General features: G+C 38.0%; 26 protein-coding genes, 1 tRNA gene and 1 pseudogene. 9 read left to right on the forward strand and 19 right to left on the reverse strand.

The genetic code is table 11. From position 1 onward, the window contains the following. Positions 1 to 25: 25 nt before the first annotated feature. The 8 genes from eno to rpoN form a co-directional block, all read right to left on the reverse strand. Complete coding sequence (gene eno, locus BTOYO_RS11765; RefSeq protein WP_000103945.1) at positions 26 to 1,321, reverse strand: phosphopyruvate hydratase; 1,296 nt, start codon at positions 1,319 to 1,321, stop codon at positions 26 to 28. 30 nt (positions 1,322 to 1,351) lie between these two features. Further along, positions 1,352 to 2,881 carry a 2,3-bisphosphoglycerate-independent phosphoglycerate mutase gene (gene gpmI, locus BTOYO_RS11770; RefSeq protein WP_001231145.1) on the reverse strand — a complete coding sequence of 510 codons (1,530 nt, stop codon included), beginning with the start codon at positions 2,879 to 2,881 and terminating at the stop codon, positions 1,352 to 1,354. Then, positions 2,878 to 3,633 carry a triose-phosphate isomerase gene (gene tpiA, locus BTOYO_RS11775; protein WP_001231042.1) on the reverse strand — a complete coding sequence of 252 codons (756 nt, stop codon included), beginning with the start codon at positions 3,631 to 3,633 and terminating at the stop codon, positions 2,878 to 2,880. Before tpiA ends, gpmI begins: the two co-directional genes overlap by 4 nt. Before the next feature lie 32 nt (positions 3,634 to 3,665). Beyond that, complete coding sequence (locus BTOYO_RS11780; RefSeq protein WP_001036333.1) at positions 3,666 to 4,850, reverse strand: phosphoglycerate kinase; 1,185 nt, start codon at positions 4,848 to 4,850, stop codon at positions 3,666 to 3,668. Between the two features lie 139 nt (positions 4,851 to 4,989). Further along, complete coding sequence (gap, locus tag BTOYO_RS11785) at positions 4,990 to 5,994, reverse strand: type I glyceraldehyde-3-phosphate dehydrogenase (RefSeq protein ID WP_000161234.1); 1,005 nt, start codon at positions 5,992 to 5,994, stop codon at positions 4,990 to 4,992. A 26-nt stretch (positions 5,995 to 6,020) separates the two neighbouring features. Then, complete coding sequence (gene cggR / locus BTOYO_RS11790) at positions 6,021 to 7,049, reverse strand: gapA transcriptional regulator CggR (RefSeq protein WP_001258184.1); 1,029 nt, start codon at positions 7,047 to 7,049, stop codon at positions 6,021 to 6,023. Positions 7,050 to 7,185: 136 nt separating this feature from the next. Continuing rightward, positions 7,186 to 7,431, reverse strand: coding sequence for a glutaredoxin family protein (locus BTOYO_RS11795; RefSeq protein ID WP_000869745.1), 246 nt, complete (start codon positions 7,429 to 7,431; stop codon positions 7,186 to 7,188). A 9-nt stretch (positions 7,432 to 7,440) separates the two neighbouring features. Next, a complete protein-coding gene (rpoN, locus tag BTOYO_RS11800) occupies positions 7,441 to 8,745 on the reverse strand; it encodes an RNA polymerase factor sigma-54 (RefSeq protein ID WP_000647986.1) in 1,305 nt (434 codons plus the stop codon). Between the two features lie 369 nt (positions 8,746 to 9,114). Here rpoN and BTOYO_RS11805 point away from each other — a divergent pair, with 369 nt between their 5' ends. Then, positions 9,115 to 10,572: a glycosyltransferase family 39 protein gene (locus BTOYO_RS11805; protein WP_001169543.1), complete on the forward strand. Its 1,458-nt coding sequence runs from the start codon at positions 9,115 to 9,117 to the stop codon at positions 10,570 to 10,572. A 90-nt stretch (positions 10,573 to 10,662) separates the two neighbouring features. Here the strand turns inward: BTOYO_RS11805 and BTOYO_RS11810 are convergent. The 3 genes and pseudogenes from BTOYO_RS11810 to BTOYO_RS27950 all read right to left on the reverse strand — a co-directional run bounded on the left by BTOYO_RS11810 (position 10,663) and on the right by BTOYO_RS27950 (position 11,232). Beyond that, positions 10,663 to 10,738 (reverse strand) — tRNA-Arg (locus tag BTOYO_RS11810). Between the two features lie 209 nt (positions 10,739 to 10,947). Continuing rightward, positions 10,948 to 11,004: pseudogene (locus tag BTOYO_RS27945) on the reverse strand (YxeA family protein); the annotation flags it as partial. A gap of 51 nt (positions 11,005 to 11,055) precedes the next feature. After that, a complete protein-coding gene (locus BTOYO_RS27950; RefSeq protein WP_000522888.1) occupies positions 11,056 to 11,232 on the reverse strand; it encodes a hypothetical protein in 177 nt (58 codons plus the stop codon). Between the two features lie 203 nt (positions 11,233 to 11,435). Here BTOYO_RS27950 and BTOYO_RS11820 point away from each other — a divergent pair, with 203 nt between their 5' ends. From BTOYO_RS11820 to clpP, 8 genes are all read left to right on the forward strand, one after another. Further along, complete coding sequence (locus BTOYO_RS11820) at positions 11,436 to 11,642, forward strand: DUF1657 domain-containing protein (RefSeq protein ID WP_000216160.1); 207 nt, start codon at positions 11,436 to 11,438, stop codon at positions 11,640 to 11,642. A gap of 106 nt (positions 11,643 to 11,748) precedes the next feature. Next, the gene (locus BTOYO_RS11825; RefSeq protein ID WP_001228529.1) at positions 11,749 to 12,237 is read left to right on the forward strand and encodes a YhcN/YlaJ family sporulation lipoprotein; all 489 of its coding nucleotides are present in this window, start codon (positions 11,749 to 11,751) and stop codon (positions 12,235 to 12,237) included. A gap of 28 nt (positions 12,238 to 12,265) precedes the next feature. After that, a complete protein-coding gene (gene spoVAC, locus BTOYO_RS11830) occupies positions 12,266 to 12,742 on the forward strand; it encodes a stage V sporulation protein AC (RefSeq protein WP_000095411.1) in 477 nt (158 codons plus the stop codon). Then, a complete protein-coding gene (gene spoVAD / locus BTOYO_RS11835) occupies positions 12,743 to 13,759 on the forward strand; it encodes a stage V sporulation protein AD (RefSeq protein WP_000938947.1) in 1,017 nt (338 codons plus the stop codon). Next, complete coding sequence (spoVAE, locus tag BTOYO_RS11840; protein WP_000575919.1) at positions 13,756 to 14,106, forward strand: stage V sporulation protein AE; 351 nt, start codon at positions 13,756 to 13,758, stop codon at positions 14,104 to 14,106. Before spoVAD ends, spoVAE begins: the two co-directional genes overlap by 4 nt. Positions 14,107 to 14,117: 11 nt before the next feature. Further along, positions 14,118 to 14,324, forward strand: coding sequence for a DUF1657 domain-containing protein (locus tag BTOYO_RS11845; RefSeq protein ID WP_000215895.1), 207 nt, complete (start codon positions 14,118 to 14,120; stop codon positions 14,322 to 14,324). A gap of 20 nt (positions 14,325 to 14,344) precedes the next feature. Further along, positions 14,345 to 15,214 carry a DUF421 domain-containing protein gene (locus BTOYO_RS11850; RefSeq protein ID WP_000018941.1) on the forward strand — a complete coding sequence of 290 codons (870 nt, stop codon included), beginning with the start codon at positions 14,345 to 14,347 and terminating at the stop codon, positions 15,212 to 15,214. 241 nt (positions 15,215 to 15,455) lie between these two features. Continuing rightward, positions 15,456 to 16,037 (forward strand): ATP-dependent Clp endopeptidase proteolytic subunit ClpP, encoded by a 582-nt coding sequence (gene clpP, locus BTOYO_RS11855; protein WP_001049156.1) that lies wholly within the window; start codon positions 15,456 to 15,458, stop codon positions 16,035 to 16,037. Between the two features lie 411 nt (positions 16,038 to 16,448). Here the strand turns inward: clpP and BTOYO_RS11860 are convergent, their stop codons facing one another. The 8 genes from BTOYO_RS11860 to BTOYO_RS11895 form a co-directional block, all read right to left on the reverse strand. Then, positions 16,449 to 16,697, reverse strand: a complete 249-nt coding sequence (locus BTOYO_RS11860; protein WP_000250298.1) for an HPr family phosphocarrier protein — start codon at positions 16,695 to 16,697, stop codon at positions 16,449 to 16,451. 23 nt (positions 16,698 to 16,720) lie between these two features. Next, positions 16,721 to 17,671 (reverse strand): DNA-binding protein WhiA, encoded by a 951-nt coding sequence (whiA, locus tag BTOYO_RS11865; protein WP_000006570.1) that lies wholly within the window; start codon positions 17,669 to 17,671, stop codon positions 16,721 to 16,723. Between the two features lie 89 nt (positions 17,672 to 17,760). Beyond that, positions 17,761 to 18,714: a gluconeogenesis factor YvcK family protein gene (locus BTOYO_RS11870; protein ID WP_000712174.1), complete on the reverse strand. Its 954-nt coding sequence runs from the start codon at positions 18,712 to 18,714 to the stop codon at positions 17,761 to 17,763. A 3-nt stretch (positions 18,715 to 18,717) separates the two neighbouring features. Beyond that, the gene (gene rapZ, locus BTOYO_RS11875) at positions 18,718 to 19,599 is read right to left on the reverse strand and encodes an RNase adapter RapZ (protein WP_000138467.1); all 882 of its coding nucleotides are present in this window, start codon (positions 19,597 to 19,599) and stop codon (positions 18,718 to 18,720) included. A 20-nt stretch (positions 19,600 to 19,619) separates the two neighbouring features. Then, positions 19,620 to 20,078, reverse strand: coding sequence for an NUDIX hydrolase (locus BTOYO_RS11880; RefSeq protein WP_001190080.1), 459 nt, complete (start codon positions 20,076 to 20,078; stop codon positions 19,620 to 19,622). A 230-nt stretch (positions 20,079 to 20,308) separates the two neighbouring features. After that, on the reverse strand, positions 20,309 to 21,115 hold the full coding sequence (locus tag BTOYO_RS11885) for a DUF368 domain-containing protein (RefSeq protein ID WP_000455191.1): 807 nt from the start codon (positions 21,113 to 21,115) through the stop codon (positions 20,309 to 20,311). Positions 21,116 to 21,277: 162 nt separating this feature from the next. Then, entirely contained in the window at positions 21,278 to 22,234 is a 957-nt protein-coding gene (gene trxB, locus BTOYO_RS11890; RefSeq protein WP_001288066.1) for a thioredoxin-disulfide reductase, read from the reverse strand. 85 nt (positions 22,235 to 22,319) lie between these two features. Beyond that, positions 22,320 to 23,831 carry a tetratricopeptide repeat protein gene (locus BTOYO_RS11895; protein WP_000517711.1) on the reverse strand — a complete coding sequence of 504 codons (1,512 nt, stop codon included), beginning with the start codon at positions 23,829 to 23,831 and terminating at the stop codon, positions 22,320 to 22,322. Between the last annotated feature and the right edge of the window lie 145 nt (positions 23,832 to 23,976).

Here is a 23,976-nt window from a genome sequence, read left to right on the forward strand (position 1 = left end):
ACGGTCTGTCGTTTATTTTCTACAATTATCGTTTGATGTTATAGAAAGATTTGATGCCATCGTAAACAGCGATTTCGCCTAATTCGTCTTCGATGCGTAATAATTGGTTGTACTTAGCAATACGGTCAGTACGGCTCATAGAACCAGTTTTGATTTGGCCAGCGTTAGTTGCAACTGCGATGTCAGCGATTGTAGCATCTTCAGTTTCACCAGAACGGTGAGATACAACTGCTGTGTAACCAGCACGTTTAGCCATTTCGATAGCTTCGAAAGTCTCAGTTAAAGTACCGATTTGGTTAACTTTAATTAAGATTGAGTTAGAGATACCTTTTTCGATACCTTCAGCAAGTTTTTGAGTGTTAGTTACGAATAAATCGTCACCAACTAATTGTACTTTATCACCGATACGCTCAGTTAATAATTTGTGACCATCCCAGTCGTTTTCGTCTAAACCATCTTCGATAGAGATGATTGGGAAGTCTTTGCAAAGCTCTTCGTAGAAATCAACCATTTCTGCAGAAGTTAAGCCAGTACGGCCTTCGCCTGCAAGGTCATATTTACCAGTTTCTTTGTTGTAGAACTCAGAAGAAGCAACGTCCATTCCTAAGAATACGTTCTCGCCAGCTTTGTAACCAGCTTTTTCGATAGCTTCGATGATTACTTCTAGAGCTTCACGGTTAGAACCAAGGTTTGGAGCGAATCCACCTTCGTCACCTACTGCAGTATTAAGACCTTTGTCATGTAATACAGCTTTAAGTGCATGGAATACTTCAGCACCCATACGGATTGATTCTTTGAATGTTGGAGCACCAACTGGTAAGATCATGAACTCTTGGAAGTCTACGTTGTTATCAGCGTGAGAACCACCGTTGATGATGTTCATCATTGGAGTTGGTAATTGTTTTGCATTGAATCCACCAAGGTAACGGTATAATGGAAGACCTACGAAGTCAGCTGCTGCATGAGCTACTGCCATAGATACACCAAGGATAGCGTTAGCGCCTAGTTTACCTTTGTTTGGAGTGCCATCTAATTCGATCATAGCACGGTCGATACCAGCTTGGTCAGTTACATCGAAACCAGCGATTTCTGGAGCGATAATTTCGTTAACGTTGTTTACTGCGTTAATAACACCTTTACCAAGGTAACGAGATTTGTCACCGTCACGTAATTCTACTGCTTCGTGCTCACCAGTAGATGCACCACTTGGTACGATAGCGCGTCCGAAAGCGCCGCTTTCTGTGTAAACTTCTACTTCTACAGTTGGGTTACCACGAGAGTCAAGGACTTCGCGAGCATAAACATCAATAATTGTTGACATAATAAATTCTCTCCTTTTTATATAAGCAAATTATTTAATAATTGTTTTACCTGTCATTTCTTTCGGTTGTTCCACATTTAAAAGTGTAAGCATTGTTGGGGCGATATCTCCTAAAATACCACCTTCACGAAGCTCTACATCATTTTTTGTAACGATGAAAGGAACCGGGTTAGTTGTATGAGCTGTCATAGGCCCGCCATCAGCAGTTAACTCCTGATCAGCATTACCATGGTCAGCAGTAATAAGTGCTACACCATCTTTTGCAAGAATCGCTTCTACAACTTTTCCTAAACATTCGTCAGTTGCTTCTACTGCTTTAATTGTTGGTTCCATCATCCCAGAATGGCCAACCATATCACAGTTCGCAAAGTTAAGAATGATAACATCATGTTTATCATTTTCGATTTCATTTACTAAAGCGTCCGTTACTTCGTAAATGCTCATTTCAGGTTTCAAATCATACGTTGCAACCTTTGGTGAGTTAATTAAGATACGCTCTTCTCCTGGGAATTCAGCCTCACGACCACCGCTAAAGAAGAATGTAACGTGCGGATACTTTTCAGTTTCCGCGATGCGAAGTTGCTTTAATCCCGCTTGCGCAACAACTTCACCTAAAGTGTTATCAAGGTTCATTGGCTTAAATGCCACGTAACCATCTACAGTTTCACTGAAGTGTGTCATACAAACGAATTCAGGAATGTGAGGTACTTTTTCACCACGATCGAACTCACGGAAGTCTTCGTTTGTAAATACACGAGCAATTTGAATTGCACGGTCTGGACGGAAGTTATAGAAAATAACTGCATCATCATCATTGATTGTTGCAACTGGCGTGTTATCTTCGTTAACAATTACAGACGGCAATACGAATTCATCATAGATACCGTTCGCATAAGAGTCTTCTACACACTCTTCTGCTGATTTATAAGTAGGGCCTTCACCATTCACCATAGCACTGTAACATTTTTCTACGCGATCCCAACGCTTGTCACGGTCCATGGAGTAATAACGACCAGAGATAGTCGCGAATTGTCCTACACCTGTTTCTTTAATTACTTCATTTGTTGCATCGATATAACCTTTTGCTGTTTGTGGTCCAACATCGCGGCCATCTAAGAACGCATGGATATAAACTTTCTCCACGCCTTCTTTTGCTGCTAAGCGAAGAAGAGCAAACATATGGTTCATGTGACTGTGCACACCACCGTCAGAAAGTAAACCGAATAAATGAAGAGCAGTACCTTTTTCTTTCACGCTTTTAATTGCATTTTGGAATGTTTCGTTCTGATCGAACTCACCTTCACGAATTGCAACGTTTACGCGTGTTAAGCTTTGGTATACGATGCGGCCAGCACCGATATTTAAGTGACCAACCTCAGAGTTACCCATTTGACCTTCTGGAAGACCTACTTCCTCACCACAAGCTGTAAGCGTTGTATGAGGGAATTTGTTCCAGTAACCATCAAAATTAGGTTTCTTAGCTTGTGCTACAGCATTCCCATGAGTTTCTTCACGAAGTCCGAAACCGTCAAGAATGATTAAAGCTGTTGGCTTTCTCATTTTACCGCCCCCAGAAGACCTAAGAACGAAGCAGGCTCTAAGCTAGCACCGCCAACTAAAGCGCCGTCGATGTCAGATTGTGCCATATACTCTTTAATGTTTTCTGGTTTTACGCTACCGCCGTATTGAATACGAACAGCTTCTGCAGCTTCTGGAGAAACAGCTTCTGCAACAACTTTACGGATGTGCGCACATACTTCGTTTGCATCTGCAGAAGAAGATGATTTACCTGTACCGATAGCCCAGATTGGCTCATAAGCGATAACAGTTGCTTTAACTTGCTCTTCTGTTAAACCTGCAAGTGCTTTTGTCACTTGACCTGCTACTAGATCAAATGTTTTTCCGCTTTCGCGCTCTTCTAAAGTCTCACCACAACATACGATTGGTGTTAAACCATGTTCAAATGCTGCAAGAGTCTTTTTGTTTACTGATTCGTCTGTTTCAGCAAACATTTCACGACGCTCAGAGTGGCCAAGTACTACGTAGCCTACTTTTAAGTCGCTAAGTGCTACTGGGCTAATTTCGCCAGTGAATGCACCATTTTTTTCGAAGTGCATGTTTTGTGCACCTACTTGTAAGTCAGTTCCTTCAGTTGCTGCTACTAAGCGCTCTAAGAATAGAGCTGGAGAGCAAACTACTGCATCAACAGCTGAAGCTGCTGGGATTTGACCTTTAACTTCCTCTACGAAGCTAACTGCTTCAGATAGAGTTTTATTCATTTTCCAGTTACCTGCGATAATTGGTTTACGCATGCTTTGCACCGTCCTTTTTCTTTGGCTGCTACTTATTTGTCGTTAAGACAAACTACACCTGGAAGCTCTTTACCTTCCATGAATTCTAATGACGCACCGCCGCCAGTAGAAATGTGGCTCATTTTATCAGCCATACCGAATTTTTCAACAGCTGCTGCAGAGTCACCACCGCCGATAACAGAGTATGTATCTTCTGCATCTGCTAATGCTTGTCCTACTGCTTTTGTACCTTCTGCGAATGGAGTCATTTCGAATACACCCATTGGTCCATTCCATACAACAAGCTTAGAGTTTTTAATTACATCTGCATAAATTTCACGTGTTTTAGGACCGATGTCCACACCTTCCCATGTAGAAGGAATAGAGTCGATACCAACGATTTGAGTTGTTGCAGTTTCAGAGAATTCCTCTGTGATTACAACATCAACTGGCATGTAGAAGTTTACGCCTTTTTCTTTTGCAAGTTGCATAAATTCTTTAGCTAGTTCGATCTTGTCGTCTTCACATAGAGATAGACCAATTTCATGACCTAAAGCTTTAACGAATGTGTAAGCAAGTCCGCCACCGATGATTAAGTTATCTACTTTGTCTAATAGATGACGAATTACACCGATTTTATCTTTTACTTTCGCACCACCAATGATAGCTGTGAATGGACGTTCTGGGTTAGAAAGTGCTTTACCAAGTACATCTAACTCTTTTTCCATTAATAAACCAGATACTGCTGGTAGGTAGTCTGCGATTCCTGCTGTAGAAGCGTGAGCACGGTGAGCTGCACCGAATGCATCGTTTACGAAGATGTCAGCAAGAGCTGCAAATTCTTTCGCAAGTTCTGCATCGTTCTTTTCTTCGCCGGCATAGAAACGTACGTTTTCAAGAACTAATACGTCGCCTTCGTTCATTGCTGCAACCATTTCTTGTGCAACTGGTCCGAATGCTTCGTCTGCTTTTTTAACATCTTTACCAAGAAGCTCGCCTAAACGTGCTGCTACTGGAGTAAGACGTAATTCTTCTACTGCTTGACCTTTTGGACGGCCTAAGTGGCTTGCTAAAATAACTTTCGCACCTTGCTCTACTAAATATTGAATTGTAGGAAGAGCTGCACGGATACGAGTTTCATCTGTAATTTTGCCTTCTTTCATAGGTACGTTGAAATCAACGCGGCAAAATACACGCTTACCTTTTAAATCTACGTCACGAATTGATTTTTTGTTCATTGGATTTCCCTCCGACTACTAGTTAGGATTGACAAAACCCATTCAAAAGCTTAACACATTTGCTTCTAAAACGAAAGAAGAGAGAGAGGGAACAAACCCTCTCCCTCGTTTTGTCATTGATTGCTTATATACTTAAGAATTAAAGACCTTTAGAAGTCATGTATGCAGCTAGGTCTACTACGCGGTTAGAGTAACCAGTTTCGTTATCGTACCAAGAAAGTACTTTAACCATGTTACCTTCCATTACCATTGTAGATAATGCATCGATTGTAGAAGAAGCTGTACATCCGTTATAGTCGATAGATACTAATGGCTCTTCGCTGTATCCAAGGATACCTTTTAATTCGCCTTCAGCTGCTGCTTTGAATGCTGCGTTTACATCTTCAACTGTTACTTCTTTGTCAAGTTCAACAACTAAGTCAACAAGAGAAACGTTAGCAGTTGGAACACGTACAGCGCCACCGTTTAATTTACCTTTAAGTTCTGGTAATACTAATGCTACAGCTTTAGCAGCACCAGTAGATGTTGGGATCATGTTTTCAGCTGCTGCACGAGCACGACGTAAATCTTTGTGTGGTAAGTCTAAGATTTGTTGGTCGTTAGTGTAAGAGTGAATTGTTGTCATCATTCCGCGTTTTACGCCGAATTTTTCGTTTAATACTTTAGCGAATGGAGCTAGACAGTTTGTAGTACAAGAAGCGTTAGATACTACATTGTGGTTAGCTGCATCGTATTGTTCGTGGTTAACACCCATAACTACAGTGATATCTTCGTCAGAAGCTGGAGCTGAGATGATAACTTTCTTAACTGATCCACCTAAGTGTTTCTCAGCGTCTGATTTTTTAGTGAAACGGCCAGTAGATTCTACTACTACTTCTACTCCGTAGTCGCTCCATGGTAATTGAGCTGGGTCACGCTCAGCGATAACTTTAATTTCTTTACCGTTAACAACGATGCTGTTTTCGTTAGCAGATACTTCTGCATTTAAAGTTCCGTGAACTGTGTCATATTTTAAAAGGTGAGCTAATGTTTTAGCATCTGTTAAGTCGTTGATTGCTACTACTTCTACCTCAGAGTTGTTAAGAGCTGCGCGGAATACGTTACGTCCGATACGTCCAAATCCATTAATACCAATTTTAGTCATTTGAATTTCCTCCTTGGGGGATTATATTAAAGGGTAATACCCTTTGTTAATTGTTTTGCTGCACCTTCATCTGTAATTAGAATTGAAGTGTGCCCTTGCTTTATTACAGCCTGTATTGCCTTTGCCTTTGAAGAACCTCCAGCGACTGCAACAACGTGAGATACATTTTGTAAATCTTCAAGTTGCATACCAACTGTTCTTACTTTATGAACAACATTTCCTTGTTCATTAAAGTAGTAACCGAAAGCTTCGCCAACTGCTTCGTTTGCTTGAATCTTTAACCAATCTGCTTCCGAAGTACTTCTGCGACGTGCCATTGTTAACGCATCACCGATTCCATGAATGACGATATTGGAAGATCGAATCAACTCAAGAACTTCTTTCACGGAGGGCTCTGTCACAATAGACGCATATGCTTCGCTACTAACATGGTCTGGAACATACAATAAGCGATAATTACTCATCGTATTTTGCGCCATCTTGGCACAAATGGTATTGGCTTCTAATTCAACACCTTCTCCAATTCCACCACGTGCTGGGACAAATAGCATATGTAAATCTTTGCAATCAAGTTGCATCATGTCCGCAGCAGCAGCTAGCGTAGTTCCTCCAGCCACAGCAACGATATTATTCGCTGTCAGACGGTCTTTTATACAAGTCACACAAGCACGGCCCATCTCCAGTTTGACCCACGGCGATTCATCACTATCACCAGGGACAACGAAAACTTCATCCAAGTCTAATGTTTCCTTAAGTTGCTTTTCTAAAACCTTTAACCCGGAAATTTCTTTCATAAAGTCTTCCAAAGCAAGAACTAAAGCTGTTCCTTCTTCTGTCAAAGTCATTCCAGAAGAAGCGACGTGAACTAAGTTTTGTTCTTTCAAAACTTGAACTTCACTTCGCAATACTCGTTCTGTCATACCGAGACTTGCTGATAAGTTTCTTCTTCCAATCGGCTGCATGAGCCTAATGTATTGAAGAATTTGCATTCTCGTTTGCATAACAGGTAGCAGATCAGGTAATAATTTTTTTGTGTTCTGAATCCATGAGCGCATATCTTTTCTCCTCACTACATTGGTTCATTTTTCCCTCGTGGTCACTTTACGTCCCGTAGTGACATTTTGTGTCCCACATAGGTTAAAAAAATAATCCCTGCTACGTGTATTATTGTAACAGGAGATAGAAACTTATTCAACTCTTAACTGCATTCTTTATATAGTTTATTATGACACCTTTGTGAATGTTACCATATTCTACTTGTTTTCCGCCTATTTCTACAACCGGAATCATTAAATGATATTTTTCTAAAAGGTCATTATCTTCATATATATCTATTTCCTTGATTTGAAAAGAATATTCACATTGTACTTCTTGTAAAACTTGTTTCGCCTGCACGCAAAGACCACAATCTACTTTTGTATATAGTACAACTTTCATCTTCTTCACCTATCCGATCGTTTTTCGTAATGATGAAGCTGGGATATGCATTTGTTCTCTATACTTCGCCACTGTTCTTCGAGAAATAACAATTTCATGCTCTTCTTCTAATAATTTTGAAATCTTTTGATCTGAGAGTGGCTTTTTCTTGTTCTCTGCTTCCACAAGCGTTTGAATAAACTGTTTCACTCGCTTTGTTGAAACTGCCTCATCCTCTGTCGTCGAAACTGCATTACTAAAGAACGATTTCATCTCAAATAAACCGTGTGGTGTTTGCACATACTTATTTCTTGTTGCACGACTAATCGTAGACTCATGCACACTTAGCTCTTCCGCCACCTCTTTTAAAGCGAGTGGCTTCAAATACGCTGGACCTTCCCAAAAGAAATCACGTTGTTTTTCCATAATAATCGTCATCACTTGCAGAAGTGTTTGTTTTCTCTGTTTCAAACTGCGCATAATCCATTGCACATGCTGATACTTTTCTGAAACGTAAGATGCTACTTCACTTTCACTATTATTAAGAAGTGCACTGTACTCAGAGTGAATTTCAATTCTCGGCATATTTCTCTCATTCATCTGTAAAACGAGGCGATCGCCTTCTTTTTTCACTGCCATGTCAGGCACAATATACAGTGGTTTATCCGAAGAATACGCAAGGCCTGGTTTCGGCTGCAATGATGTAATACAGTTCACCGCCGATTGTAATTCTTCATTACTACACTTCAGCACATGAACGAGCTTTCGCCAATCCTTCTTCACGAAATAAGCAAAGTGCTCCTCTACAATATCTTCCGCTAATCCATCCCTTCTTTGTAAGCGCTTCAATTGTAAAATAAGACATTCCTGAATATTACGTGCTCCTACCCCTGCTGGCTCAAGTGATTGGACAATCTCTACAGAGCGATCGACTACATGAAGCGGTGCAGAAAGGAGGTCTGCTAACTCTTCATTCGTTTCTTGTAAATACCCATTTCCATCCATGTTCATAATAATGAAAGAAGCTACTTTTCGCTCTTCTTCTTCTATTTTATAATACTGTATTTGATTTAATAAATGTTGCTGAATCGTCATGGAATCCACACTGTAGATTTCCATCTGATTATCGACTTGTTTGCTGGTACTTTTACTTTTGTTAGAGCTCTTCTTCTCCCTCTCAAAACCACCTAACTCAATAAGGGGATTCTCTAACGATTGCTCATACAAAAACTCCGATAATTCTTGTACATTATACTGAAGCATTGTAATCGCTTGCCTTAACTCTTGTGTCATTGCCAAACGTAAGCTTTGTTCTTGTAAAAGACTTGCCTTCAAACTAATCTCCCCCTTGTTTCTATTGTACAATAAGTTTGGTAAAAGGAGAATCCTATCGCAGACACCCATTCCAAAATATTATTAATTTATATGTATTAATGAGATTTACAACTTACAACCGAAATTTGAATAATATTGAAAGAAAATAATAGTGCACAAAAATTAGAACCACATACTAATAGTAAATCTTATCACTAGATATAACAATAGGGAAATAAAAAAGAAGATAGAATAAAACTCTATCTTCTCGTGTATAAAACAATAAAATTTCATAGAAAACAACAAATCTTTAACTATAAATATTGAAAGAACTAAATTTATAACGTAAAATTTTCCATTATATACAACAATTAGAACGGGAGATGAATCATGCAAAAAATACTTCGAAGTATACCTTCATTAGGAGTTAACCTGGCATCATGTATCATTCTGCTAATCATGTGTTGGAGTATCTTTCAACAACAAGATTTGGCATTTAGTCCTTTTATCATCTTTGGGATATGTGCTTTCATCATTTTCATATATGCCCTCGTTTTCTTAACAAGAAATATAAGCACAAAAAAATACGTCTATACGATAAGCATCGTTTATCTACTGATATCTATCATAATTATTAAATTAGTCCCTTCGTCTCCAATTTCTGATTTTCAGTACATGTTGGATGGAGCTAAAGAATTAGCCGCTGGCAACATGAAAGCCATTAAGGATAATCAGTACTTCTTTTGGAATACTACTCAGTTGGGCTTTACAATTTACGAGGCACTTGTTCTTACATTAACCTCACATAGTTACTTTGCCTTACAGTTCTTGAATATTGTGTATACATTGCTAACAGGTTTAGCTATTTTTTACATAGCTAAACACCGATTAAACAATGAAACCTTCGGGCGATTTGGTTTCATTTTATACGTAACATCTATTAACTTATTTTTACTAGTCCCTGTGCTCACAAATCAGCATCTTTCTATGATGTTGTTTTCTTGGGGAACGTATCACCTATTAGCACGCGATGAAAATAAAAATTACATAAATATGGTTTTTGGTGGTCTGCTATTCGCTTTAGGAAATATTATTTATCCTATTGGGATCCTATTTTTAATAGCTGCCGGGCTTTTCCTTTTATTCTTTCACAGCAATATTTTAAAAAGGAATTTCATTTCTTCTATAACATTTATTTCTACATACTTAGTTATCTTATATACTTTAGCCTATATTCCTGTAATGCTTAATATTTCACATAACCCAATAACCAATGCGGATTCTGGCTGGAAATTTGTTATAGGCTTGAATAAAGAATCTAACGGCCAATATTCCTTAGAGGACTTCGCTAAATTAAGACAAAGTATTGTCGATTTTGATATAGAGGAACATAATCGAATTCAAAAACAATTAATTAAAGAAAGAACCGAAAATTTAACCGACCTTATCCCTCTTATGAACAAAAAAAATATTATTATGTGGGGTAGTCCAACAGATTCTTATGCATATATCCCTATAAATGATATCGCCAGAAATACTATCAACGATGTTTCATTTATAAAACTAGACTTTATACACTATGTATCGATTATGTTGCTGAGCATGGGTTCTGTCTTTATTTTTCTTTTCAGTTCTCCATTTAAAAATTTAAACATGAAGTATTTTCAAATTCTGATTATCGGTGCTTTTCTCATTTACTTAGTGACTGAAGTTCAAATTCGTTATCGCTATTTCTTCTTCCCGATCTTCATTATACTTGCAGCCTTTACTTTGCAATATATAATGAATTTATCATTATTTAAAATGAATAAAGCGCAATCTGGTTCAACGGCATCCACTGATTCATAACCCTTACCAATCTGGTATTTACGGGACAAACAATACAATTATGAATAAAAAAACCCCTAACTTACAACGATGTAAGTTAGGGATTTTTAACGCGCCCAGAGGGATTCGAACCCCCGGCAGACGTGGTACCGGAAACCACCGCTCTATCCGACTGAGCTATGGGCGCATGATTATAAAATACACTTCATTTTCTCTTCATAATAATAGCAATAAAAACCATTTAAATCAATAAAAACTCTTTGATAACACATTGTACATACGCTTTTTCCTGCATAAAAACGCCCCCTAATTTCTACATTTAGGAGGCAATTCTTAACCATCTTATTTATCTAGTTTCTTTTTAATCCCTTTTGGAATTTCATTTGGCTGTACTTCTTAGTATGTTTCAATATATTCACCTTTTGTTTTAACCTTTACATATGCCCCTTCTCTAAGTCCACGCGACGCATAAAACTTAACATCTCTTTCTTCACCCGAAGCGGATTAACCAGTAAATTTATAGTCTCCAGCTACCTCTCCAACTGTGGATAATCGGCCGGATTCTTTCGCTTTTACATATACAAAGTCTTCTTTCACAAGCGGATTATATCTATCAATCACCTCATTATGAGAAAAGCTTGCCACACCAATAACTAATATAAAAATTCCAATTAAACCCATTTTCCTCTCCTTAACATATCCTTTTAACTTGCTTTACATTCTTTATTCTATGAGAAAAAGTTTTTCCACTATCGCTTACCCTTACGTATTCATTACAAAATTGTAATCTACACGTGTAATACACCTAAATTTTCCAATCATAAATTCACCTCAACTCACAAATTATAAACTTTGAATTGATATTCCAAAGGGGGCTTCATTCAATGACTGTAATTACAAAACTAAAGCAAACTGTTTCTGGATTAAAAAGTGCACAAGCTAGCTTAGAGGGATTCGCTCTTGATACGGATAACCAACAAGCAAAGCAACTTTTCCAAACAGCTGCAGAGCAAACGCAAACTATTATTGATTCTTTAAACCCACGCGTTGAAGAAGTCCAACAAGAAGAACCACAATATTCACAGCAATAACCGAAAGTACCATTTCATCTAATGGTACACAATTTGAGAAAAAGGGTGATATGCAATCATCCTTTTTCTCACATTACATAATGCAGATAGAAATGGAATGATTATAATGCGAAAACTCGGAATCATAACCGCGTTATTTATGCTGCTATTCGGTTCACTTACCGGATGTGATAATAGCCCGTTAGATAAAAAGGTAAAGAAAGAAGAAGCGAAGCGAACAGATGAGAAAAAAGGTCCTAAATTAACAAAAATGAGTACAGAATCCTTTAATCAATCTATATCGCAAGACGCTAAGAAAAGAGCTCTTGCTATGGAGGGAATTATAGAAGCTACCGCAGTTAATACAAATTTAGATCTTTACATAGCCATCAAACCTGAACATCACGAAAGATTTGGTTTAAAACCTTTACGAAGTAAATTAAAAAAGAAACTAAGTGATGAAAATCCTACTTTTGATATTCATGTAAGTACAGACAAAAAGATCTTTATGCTCATAGAAGAACTTGAAAACAAAATTAAGAAAAAGAAAGTAAGTAACGACGGCATCAAAAAACAATTGAAGCTCATTCAATCAGAAATGGGATCTAATATTTAAGCTTTCTAATAGAGAAGGAAGGATTCAAATGTCTAGTAAAGATAAAAACTTAACACCTGTACAACAAGAATATAAAAAATTCGAACAACAGCGCGAACCGAAGCGCCCCGTTTTAAAAAATTGTATAAAAGCTTTTTTCGTCGGCGGATTCATTTGTCTAATAGGCCAACTGATTTCTACCTTTTATATTACGTATTTTGATTTCACTGAGCGCTCTGCCGGGAACCCTACCGTTGCAACTCTTATTTTTATCTCCATGCTACTTACGGGATTTGGCGTCTACGATCGCCTTGGACAATTTGCTGGTGCTGGTACCGCAGTTCCCGTCACTGGATTTGGTAATTCTGTTATTGCCGCATGTATTGAACACCGTACAGAAGGATTCGTTCTCGGCGTTGGTGGTAACATGTTTAAACTAGCAGGATCAGTCATCTTATTTGGCGTATTTTCCGCTTTCGTCATCGCACTTATTAAAACGATTCTCGTTCAATGGGGAGGGTTATAAATGTTACAAGGACACCGAACATGGGTATTCGAAAACAAGCCAGTTATTATTTCAACAGGTGTAATCGGTGGCCCCTTTGAGGCAAAGGGAAAAATCCCTGAAGACTTCGATACCCTTCATGAAGATTTATGGCTCGGACAAGATTCCTACGAAAAAGCACATAAAATTTTGTTTGAAGAAGCTTGTAGCCGTGCTACAGAAAAAGCGAGACTTAGGAAAGATGATATTCAATTCGTTCTCGCTGGAGATTTAATTAACCAAATTACGCCTACTAGCTTTGCATGCCGCACACTTGGCACACCTTATCTCGGATTATTTGGCGCTTGCTCTACTTCTATGGAAGGTTTAGCGCTCGGTGCAAGTATCGTAAATGCAAAAGGCGCAAAATATTTATTAACTGGAGCTTCAAGCCATAACGCTGCCGTGGAAAAACAATTTCGTTATCCAACTGAATATGGTGGTCAAAAACCTCCTACGGCCCAGTGGACAGTAACTGGTGCGGGCGCAGCTATTTTAAGCGATACAGGACATGGCCCAAGAGTAACTTCCGCCACAATTGGGCGCATTGTTGATATGGGATTAACTGATCCATTTAATATGGGAGGTGCAATGGCCCCTGCTGCTGTCGATACAATTGAAGCTCATTTAAGAGAAAGAAATCTTGATGCATCTCACTATGATTTAATCGTAACAGGCGACCTCGGACATGTTGGACGCGAAATTGCTTATGACTTACTACATAAACATGGAACAGAAGTAACGAGTGAACAATTTCAAGACTGCGGACTACTCATTTATAGAGAAGGTCAACCTGTAATAGCCGGCGGAAGTGGTCCAGGCTGTTCAGCGACAGTCGTATACGGTCACTTATTAAACCGAATGAAAAGAGGAGAATTCAAAAAAATACTTGTCGTTGCGACAGGCGCTTTACTATCTCCACTTACATTCCAACAAGAAGAAACGATTCCGTGTATCGCCCACGCCGTTTCGATTGAATTTGGAGGTGCAACGCAATGATTTTCTTCTGGGCTTTTGTAATCGGTGGACTTATATGTGTAATTGGACAACTTATGTTTGATGTCGGCAAACTAACACCAGCTCATACAATGGCAACACTCGTTGTTGCTGGAGCTATATTAGACGGATTCAATTTGTATGAACCACTAATTGATTTCGCCGGAGCTGGGGCAACTGTACCTATTACAAGTTTTGGAAATGCCCTCGTTCACGGCGCGATGGAAGAAGCTGCAAAACATGGAATCGTCGGCGTAATTACTGGTATGTTTAAAGTAACGAGCGCAGGTGTATCCGCAGCGATTATTTTCGGCTTCATTGGAGCATTACTATTTAAACCGAAAGGATAAGAGGTGTTTGCATGACTGTTATCGCTAGCGTAAAAACTTGTCTTGCTAGTTTAAGGGGTGCTCAAGCAAGTTTAAGTTCCCTTTCATTAAATTCACAGGATGAAGAATCAAAACGCGTATTTCATGAATGTATGTTAGAAATGGACAGCGTCATCGCTGATGTTAAGGATAGAGTTTCAGTATTAGAACGTGAAGAACCTCAATATAAAGGGTTTTAAGCAGACTGGAGGAAATCGCTATGTCTCACCTACCTGAATGGACACTTGTCATTCTCCGTTCTGTTTTTATATTAATCATGTTATTCGCTATTACAAAATGGTTAGGGAAAAGACAAATCTCCCAACTTTCCTTTTTTGAATACATAGCTGGAATGACGATTGGTGACATCGCTGCCCAAGTATCTACAGGGCTCGATCAAAAATTTTTCCATGGCGTCTTTGCGATACTCATTTTTGCTGCGGTACCCTTTTTCACAGGAATCCTCTCTTTAAAGAACAAAACAGCTCGAGATTTTTTTGAAGGGAAGTCTACCGTATTAATAAAAGATGGAAAAATACTTGAAGATAACTTAAAGAAAGAAAAATATACAAGTGACGAATTACTTGAACTACTCCGAGGAAAAAATGCATTCAGCGTAGCGGATGTTGAATTTGCTGTACTAGAACCGAGCGGTGAATTAAATGTATTATTAAAGAAAGATCGCCAACCCCTTACAGCAAAAGACGTAGGTTTAAAAGTACCAAACGAGAAGGAACCACAAACTGTTATTATGGATGGAAATGTACTAGATGAACCTCTGTCATCAAGCGGGCATAACCGCGCTTGGCTACATTCAGAATTAGAAAAGCTCGGCGTTGTCATTGAAAATGTTTTTCTCGGTCAAGTTGACTCGTACGGGCAACTTACTATCGACATTTATAATGACAAACTCCAAATGCCTTCTCCTCAAAACAAACCTTTATTATTGGCATCTTTAAAAAAATGTCATGCTGATCTTGAGCTATTTTCTTTAGAAACAAAATCGAAATCAGCAAGCGAAATGTATAGTAAAAACGCGAAACAAATCGAAAAGATTTTAAATAGAGTAACCTATCTTTTAAAAGAATAAATATCGAAAGAACGCTTCAATCAAAAGGCGTTCTTTTCTTTTTTTCTACAGTTTTCATGACGTTTAAATTTATGTAATTCGGTTATGATGTTGAAGATACATAAGCAGGGAATTTCAAAAACATAGCGAATATTTCATGGTACAACTACATATTTTTTTGATTTAAAGTGGTTTCGTTTGACCTTTATTGACCATAATTGTATTATAAGACTAAGAAAGCTTTAGAAGGAGGAAATAACAGATGAATTTAATTCCTACAGTAATTGAACAAACAAATCGTGGAGAACGCGCTTACGATATTTACTCTCGACTATTAAAAGACCGCATCATTATGCTTGGTAGTGCAATTGATGACAACGTAGCTAACTCAATTGTTTCCCAGCTTTTATTCTTGGAATCTCAAGATCCAGAAAAAGATATTCACATCTACATCAATAGCCCTGGTGGTTCTATCACAGCAGGTATGGCAATTTACGATACAATGCAGTTTATTAAACCACAAGTATCAACAATCTGTATCGGTATGGCTGCATCTATGGGTGCATTCTTACTTGCAGCAGGTGAAAAAGGAAAACGTTTCGCTCTTCCTAACAGTGAAGTAATGATTCACCAACCACTTGGCGGAGCACAAGGTCAAGCGACTGAAATCGAAATCGCTGCAAAACGTATCCTATTCTTACGTGAAAAATTAAACCAAATTCTTGCTGACCGCACAGGTCAACCACTTGAAGTACTACAACGCGACACAGACCGCGACAACTTCATGACAGCAGAAAGAGCTTTAGAATACGGCTTAATTGATAAGATCTTTACAAATCGTTAATAGATTTAAAGCGGAAGCGGCTCGTTTAGAACAGGAGGAAGTTGGAACCCCTTCATCCGAGGCGCTTTTTGCCTCGAATGAAGGGGTGAAACGACCGACTGTTCTAGCCGCTGGAGCTGGATACACTTAAAAGCAGAAGCGCCCTATTACAGGGCGCTTTTTTATTATCATGCCCTCCGTCTGTATACCCATCCTGGTATTCCCCTAAATATATCAACGATTTTTCAATTATATCGAACAAAACTCAAATTATATCAACGATTTTTTTAATATATCAACGGTTCGACACAACATATCGATTTACCGACAATCTACGACAAGGACAAACCAGCTACATACCCCCTATCCCGCAAAATCCCCTTAAGTAAACAGCAAAAACAAAAAAGCTATCGCACATGCGCGATAGCCATTTTATTGTACATATGCAGCTAATGCTTCTAAAGCCTCTTCTGCATCTGAACCTTCTGTTGTAATTGTTATCATGCTACCAGTTCCGATTGCTAAGCTCATAATCCCCATTATGCTCTTTGCATTTACTGTCTTTCCATCTTTCTCGATAAAGATATCTGCATGAAAGCGATTTGCCTCTTGTACAAACAACGCAGCCGGACGTGCTTGCAAGCCGTTTTTTAATGAAACTTTAACCTGTTTTTGAACCACAGCTCCATTTCCCCTTTAACCTCTTATTTTTTTGCTATCGTTTCCCCCGCGCGTAATTTCTCTGCAATATCATCGATTTTACGCAAACGATGATTAATACCCGATTTACTAATTTTCCCCCCGGATACCATCTCACCTAACTCTTTCAATGTTACATCTTGATAATCTCTTCGTAGTTGCGCAATTTCTCTTAGTTTATCTGGCAAAATATCTAGACCAACTGACTCATCAATATAGCGGATATTTTCAATCTGCCTTAGCGCTGCACCAATTGTTTTATTTAAATTAGCTGTTTCGCAGTTCACTAGTCGATTCACTGAATTACGCATATCACGAACAATTCGAATATCTTCAAATCTTAAAAGTGCGTTATGAGCACCTATAATATTTAAAAATTCCGTAATTTTTTCTGCTTCTTTCAAATACGTAATGTACCCTTTTCTTCTTTCCAACGTCTTACTATTTAAATCAAATCCGTTCATTAGTTCACATATAGCATCATTATGTTCCTTATATAACGAAAAGATTTCTAAATGATAAGATGATGTTTCTGGGTTATTTACTGAACCACCTGCTAAAAATGCACCTCGTAAATACGATCGTTTACAACATTTCTTCTCAATTAATTCTTGTGATATATTTCGAATAAATGAAAAGTCGTCCCGGACAATATGGAGATCTGCTAATATTTCACGAGACTTCTCAACAAGCCGCACAATATATACATTATTTTTCTTCAATCGCATTTTTTTACGAACAAGTAATTCTACCGTTACGTCATATCCTTTTTTCAAAAGCGTATAAATCCTTCTTGCAATTGCCGCATTTTCCGTTTGAATATCGATAGATAGACGACGATTTGAAAAAGAAAGCGACCCGTTCATTCGAAGTAATGCTGATAATTCTACTTTCTCACAGCATTCCTTCACCTCAAGATTCGTCAACTCTTTCTTTGTTTCCGATGCAAATGACACAGTCAACACCTCCTTATACGATTATTATGGAACAAAAATCTTGTCCTATATGAATGAGGAGCGTTACCTCAAAACGAGGTAACGCACATTTATAACAGTGAATATAAAATAGAAGCTAACTTTAACGTATCATGCCTTACAACACGCTCATCATACTTCGCTAATCTATCTTGAATGACATCAATATTATTTTCAGTAAAACGCTCTTCATCCACTACAACTGGTGTCGACATTTCTTCCTCATATAACTTGCGTAATTCACAAGGAATATCACGATTATTTACAATTGCAGTATCGATAAATGGTTGCCCTAAATGATCATGTAACGCCTGCACATGATCAAACGCAGTATACCCCATCGTTTCACCCGCTTGTGTCATAACATTACATACATATACCTTCTTTGCTTTTGCAGCAAGAACAGCGTCCCCAATTTTATTAACAACTAAATTCGGCAATATACTCGTATACAAACTTCCTGGACCGAAAACAAGTAAATCAGCTCGTTTAATCTCAGCTAACGTTTCATGTAACGGCTCTACATCTTCTGGAGTTAAAAAGACACGGTTAATCTTCTTTCCGAAATACGGAATCTTTGATTCACCTGTTACAATTTCTCCATCCTCTAGTTCTGCATGCAGTACTGCACTTTGATTCGCTGCTGGTAATACACGTCCTCTGACATTTAATACTTTACTCGTTTCTGTAATTGCATGGAAAAAGTCTCCTGTAATCGAGGTCATACCTGCCAATAACAGATTTCCTAACGCATGACCTTTCAGTCCGTCTCCCGTTGTGAAACGATGCTGAAATAAAGCTTCCACCAGGGGCTCTACATCCGACAGTGCAACAAGTACGTTACGAATGTCACCTGGGGGTGGAATTTCTAGCTCATCACGTAATCTACCTGAACTGCCACCATCATCAGCGATTGTAACAACTGCTGTAATATCAACAGGATATTGCTTTAATCCTCTTAATAAAACAGAGAGTCCAGTTCCTCCTCCCATGATGACAATTTTAGGTTTTCTCTCTTTTTTCATCCCCTAATGGCCCTTTCTCTTCTCCACATCACGATGAGATACATGAACGCTATACTCTGGTTTCAAATGTTTCCCAAGGTACTCTGTAAGCGTAACAGAACGATGCTGTCCACCTGTACATCCAATTGCAATTACAAGTTGACTTTTGCCTTCTCTTTTATAATGAGGCAGCATGAAAGTAATGAGATCTATCAGTTTCTCTAAAAACTTATGTGTCTCATTAAATTTCAGTACATACGACGAAACTTCTTCATCTAGTCCTGTTAATGGCTTCATATGTGGAATGTAATATGGATTTGGTAAAAAACGAACATCAAATACTAAATCTGCATCAATTGGAATACCGTACTTAAATCCAAAGGACATAACATTTACACGAAATGCTTGCTCAGTTTCAGTAGAAAACAAATGAACAATTTTTTCACGTAATTCTTTCGGTTTTAAATCCGATGTATCAAGCACAATATTCGCTCGTGCCTTCATATCTGTTAATAAACTACGCTCCGCTTCGATTCCCTTTAACGGCAAACCAGTCGGCGCAAGCGGATGCGAACGTCTCGTTTCTTTATAACGAGTTACAAGCGTACTATCTTTCGCATCTAAAAATAAAATATGAGGAATAATCCATGTACGTTCTGATAAATCATCAAGCGCTCCCCATAAATGTTCGAAAAACTCTCGGCCACGTAAATCAACGCCAAGCGCTACTTTATTCATTTTCCCTTTTGAATCCGACATAAGCTCAATAAACTTCGGCAATAACATCGGCGGTAAATTATCTACACAAAAATATCCTAAATCTTCAAAACTTTGTAAAGCTACTGTTTTTCCGGCTCCAGACATTCCTGTAATAATCACCATTTTTATATCATTATTCTCTGTCATCGTATCCTCTCCTTGGCAATTTAACTCGGATCTAATCGATATGAAAGCAGCTCAAAATCTGGGGTATATACAAATGTACCGTAGATTATACCATTCCCTTTAATTAAATAATCAATAATGTGATAATCTCCTGGCGCCATTGCTAAATCATCAATCTTATCAAATGTATGCCAACCAATGATGCCTTCTTCGCTCTCTAGTTTGTTTTCTCCTGCAAAATCTGTCGCTAAAAAGGAGAACATCATCCATTCAGAAACAACTTTATCACCTTCTTGGATGACAAAGGTGAAGACCCCTTTTAACGCTGGGTTCTTTAAATAAATACCTGTTTCTTCACGATACTCGCGAACAACGGAATCTCTTACTGTCTCACCACGCTCCATCTTCCCGCCTGGTGCAACCCACCAATTTCGGCGAGGTTTTTGGAGTAAGAGTACTTCATTATCTCTAATTAACACACAGTTTGTCACTCTTTGCATGTTTCTTCACCTCAGCTACTTGCAGCAAAATTTATCACTGCATACTCATTTCATTATACTATCAAAAACAGTTTGCTACAACGAAGGAGCCAGTCCTCTTTCGCTAAACACATAGTCCTCAACAATTGTAAAAAAGCTTTCTATAACAAGCAATCTAAATGCTTGCAATTACAATGAATCACACATAAAAATCCCCTTAACGATTTTTATCGCTAAGGGGATTACATTCTTTATTTCTTACCGAAATAAGTAACAATCGTAAATCCTAAAATGAAGGTAATGATCGAACTTACAATTGAAAATCCGCCAGTTGGAATACCAGGGAAAACAATTACAATCGAACCGATAACAAGTCCAATAATTACTGCAAATGTCATATTTTTATAACGATCTAATAAAAAGCTAATTCCTTTACTACTTACAACAAATCCGACCATAACACCAGCACCAATAACCATAATTAATGGTAAATTAAGTGTAGTTAAAGCGTTAATTGCCGTTGGATAAACACCAATAATTAATAAAATAAACGATCCGCTAATTCCAGGAAGGAGCATAGCCATACTAGCCATCCATCCTGCGAAAAATAAACCGATTGCATTTAAAATTGTTAACGTCGTAATTGGATCTGCTGCCTTATCTGGCTTAAAGAACGCTGTTATCGCAACAAGAATAGCTGCAATTATTAATAAAGCGATGTGCTTACCTTTAAACGTCGCCTTTGCATCAGCTTCTCTCATTAACATCGGTAATATACTAATAATTAAACCGAGGAAGAAAAATTGAGTCGGTTCATAATGATTTGCAAGTAAATATTTAATAACGTGACTTAACGTTAAAAACGCTGCCGCCACACCAGCTGCAAGGGGAATTAAAAATCCTAAATGTTTTTTCCATTCACGACTAAAGAACCCGCTAATTGCCGCAAGCAATTGTTCATAAATCCCTAACACTACAGCGATTGTACCGCCGCTCACACCAGGAATTAAATCACTAACTCCCATACAAAATCCACGATATATATTACGCCATTCCATACTGAATAAATTCCTCATTTCTTATAGTGATTTTTTCCGTAAAGTCCAGTATATCAATAAGAAAGCTTATAATCCTAATTGTTTTTGACAAAACTTTGACATTTTTACATAAAAAAAGAAAGCTCCTATCGGTAGCTTTCTTCTCAAAAGGAGTATTACCCCTTATTTTTCTGTTACAGTTTTTAATTCCTCTAATAATTCTTCTACGTAGTGTTGTGCACTTTGTGCAGCAATACTACCGTCACCTGTTGCCGTTACAATTTGACGAAGCATTTTTTCACGAACATCACCTGCTGCGAAAATACCAGGAACTTTCGTTTCCATACGCTCGTTCGTTTCAAGGTAACCATTTTCATTTGTAATACCTAGTTCAACAAATGGTTTTGATAAAGGTAACATACCGATGTATACGAAAACGCCATCAGTTTTTACTTCTTTCTCTTCTCCACTATTTACGTCTACAAGTGTTACACTTCCTACTTTACCATTTGCATCATTAATTTCTTTTATAGTGTGATTCCAAATGAAATCCACTTTCTCGTTTTGGAATGCACGATCTTGTAAAATTTTCTGTGCACGAAGAGTATCACGACGGTGAACGATTGTTACTTTTGATGCGAAGCGCGTTAAGAACACACCCTCTTCAACAGCTGAATCTCCGCCTCCAATAACAACGAGTTCTTTTCCTTTAAAGAATGCCCCATCACATACTGCACAATATGATACACCGCGGCCGCCAAGCTCTGTTTCACCTGGCACACCAATTTTTTTATATTCTGCACCGCTTGCAACGATAATTGCACGTGCTTTATATTCTTTTTTACCAGCAATAATTGTTTTATATTCTTTACCATCGATGACTGCTTTCACATCACCATATGCATATTCAGCACCAAATTTCTTCGCATGCTCGAACATTTTATTTGATAAGTCTGGTCCTAAAATAGACTCATAACCTGGATAATTTTCTACATCTTCTGTGTTTGCCATTTGGCCACCTGGAATACCACGCTCAAGCATTAATGTGCTTAAATTCGCACGAGATGTATATACTGCAGCTGTCATACCAGCTGGTCCTGCACCAATAATAATGACATCATAAATTTTTTCTTCTGACACACCATTCACTCCTATCCATTCCTACACAATTAAGTTACCCTCATTATACTGTTAGCATCATTTTTTTCCCAATGATTTGCTTATACTATGTGTGCGTACGCTTAACAGCTTGCACATACTTTCGAACAGTCGCTACAGATACATTATATACATCTCCAAGCTCCGACTGCGTCATCTTATTTCCTTGTTCGCCGCGCACAATATATTCAATTGCCGCCGACCAACCGTACACGTTTGTAAAAACAGACCCGGATGTATATAAACGTATGAACGTACAAAACCAAAAGTGTAAACACTCTTCGATTAGTTCATCGTCCTTTTTCGTATAATTATATAATGCGTCCGCGATTCGCGCGCATTGTTCAAATTGCTGTAAATCAGCAGGAATACCTTTATGACTATTAAGTAAAAAGAAATACTTTGCAAGTTGCGATACAATAGGAACACCATTTTTCACTTGCGTTACATCAAAAAAGAATCCGACCTTCTCTGGTGTTGACAATTCATTCATTAAATATAAAGCTAGCATTTGCTCCTCTAGCGTCGCACTTTGCTGAAATGACTTTTGTAATTCTTCAAACAACACGTTTTGCCCTTCATCCGCTAAATTTAGTGCGTTCCACGGCTCTTTTCCTTTTTTATCAGGGTGCAATTCTACTACATGTTGCCACATTTTTTCAGCTACTTGCTGATTTTTCACCATATACGCAGAATACGCAAACCAATAATAAAAACTTACGTCTCCCTCATATCCTTGACGCTTTAATACTTTGAACCACTTATATGCATGCTCGAAATAACCAATTGTTGCAAGGGTCGTTCCAAGTTTCAAACGATGTTCAAATGAAATCGGATATACTGAAACTAGCTGTCCCGCTAATGCTTCTACTTGTTTATGTTCCCCAATTGAATATAGAAAAATAAGCGTATTACAAAGCGCATGTATATTACCAGGATTTTTCTCTAAAATCATTTCCGTTAATTTCAACGCTTTGTCTACATTACCAGATTGAAAATGTGCGATGGCTAAATTATTATGACCCGACCAAAATTCCGGATAATCTTTCGTAACAATTTCTAATGTAGCAATTGCTTCTTCTAATTGTCCATTACGAATATAACGATTTGCCTCTTCTTGCATAACAATTAAATCATCTTCATCCTCAATCTCTTCCGCACCCATTGCTTCTTCTTCCATAATCTCAAGCAATTCTAATGTATCTTCTACAAATTCCTTCTCTTTCGCAACTTCTAAATATCGATCCGCATACTTCTTCGCTTGTTGAAATAAACCCATATATGCATAATTATTTGCAATAAAATAATAGCATTGTTCAAGTTCAGGGTTGGATCTAGCAAGCTTTAGAAATATCTGATTCGACTCTTGGTATTCACCAGCCTCAGATAACGCTATTGCTAATTGGCATAAAATAAACGGCTCCTTCTCGCTTTGTGCCGCTCTTCGAAAATATTTAATTGCATCTTGCAATTTTTGCCCTTTGTAAGCCCTCATCCCTTTTTTATAAAAGAAGTCCGCTAATTGGTTAAAAGAGATAACTTGTCCGTTCTCCTTATATATCCTTTGATTTTTCCCCATATATCCTCCAGTTTTTTGTTTTCTTCGCTCACACATTCTTCTATCTATAAGTATAAACGATTCCGTAAAAAACAAAACAGTATATTATACTCAATTATTTCCTTTTTATTCATAAAAAAAGAAAAGAAATGTTACATTTTTAGCA

The organism is Bacillus toyonensis BCT-7112, assembly GCF_000496285.1.
Lineage (GTDB): Bacteria > Bacillota > Bacilli > Bacillales > Bacillaceae_G > Bacillus_A > Bacillus_A toyonensis.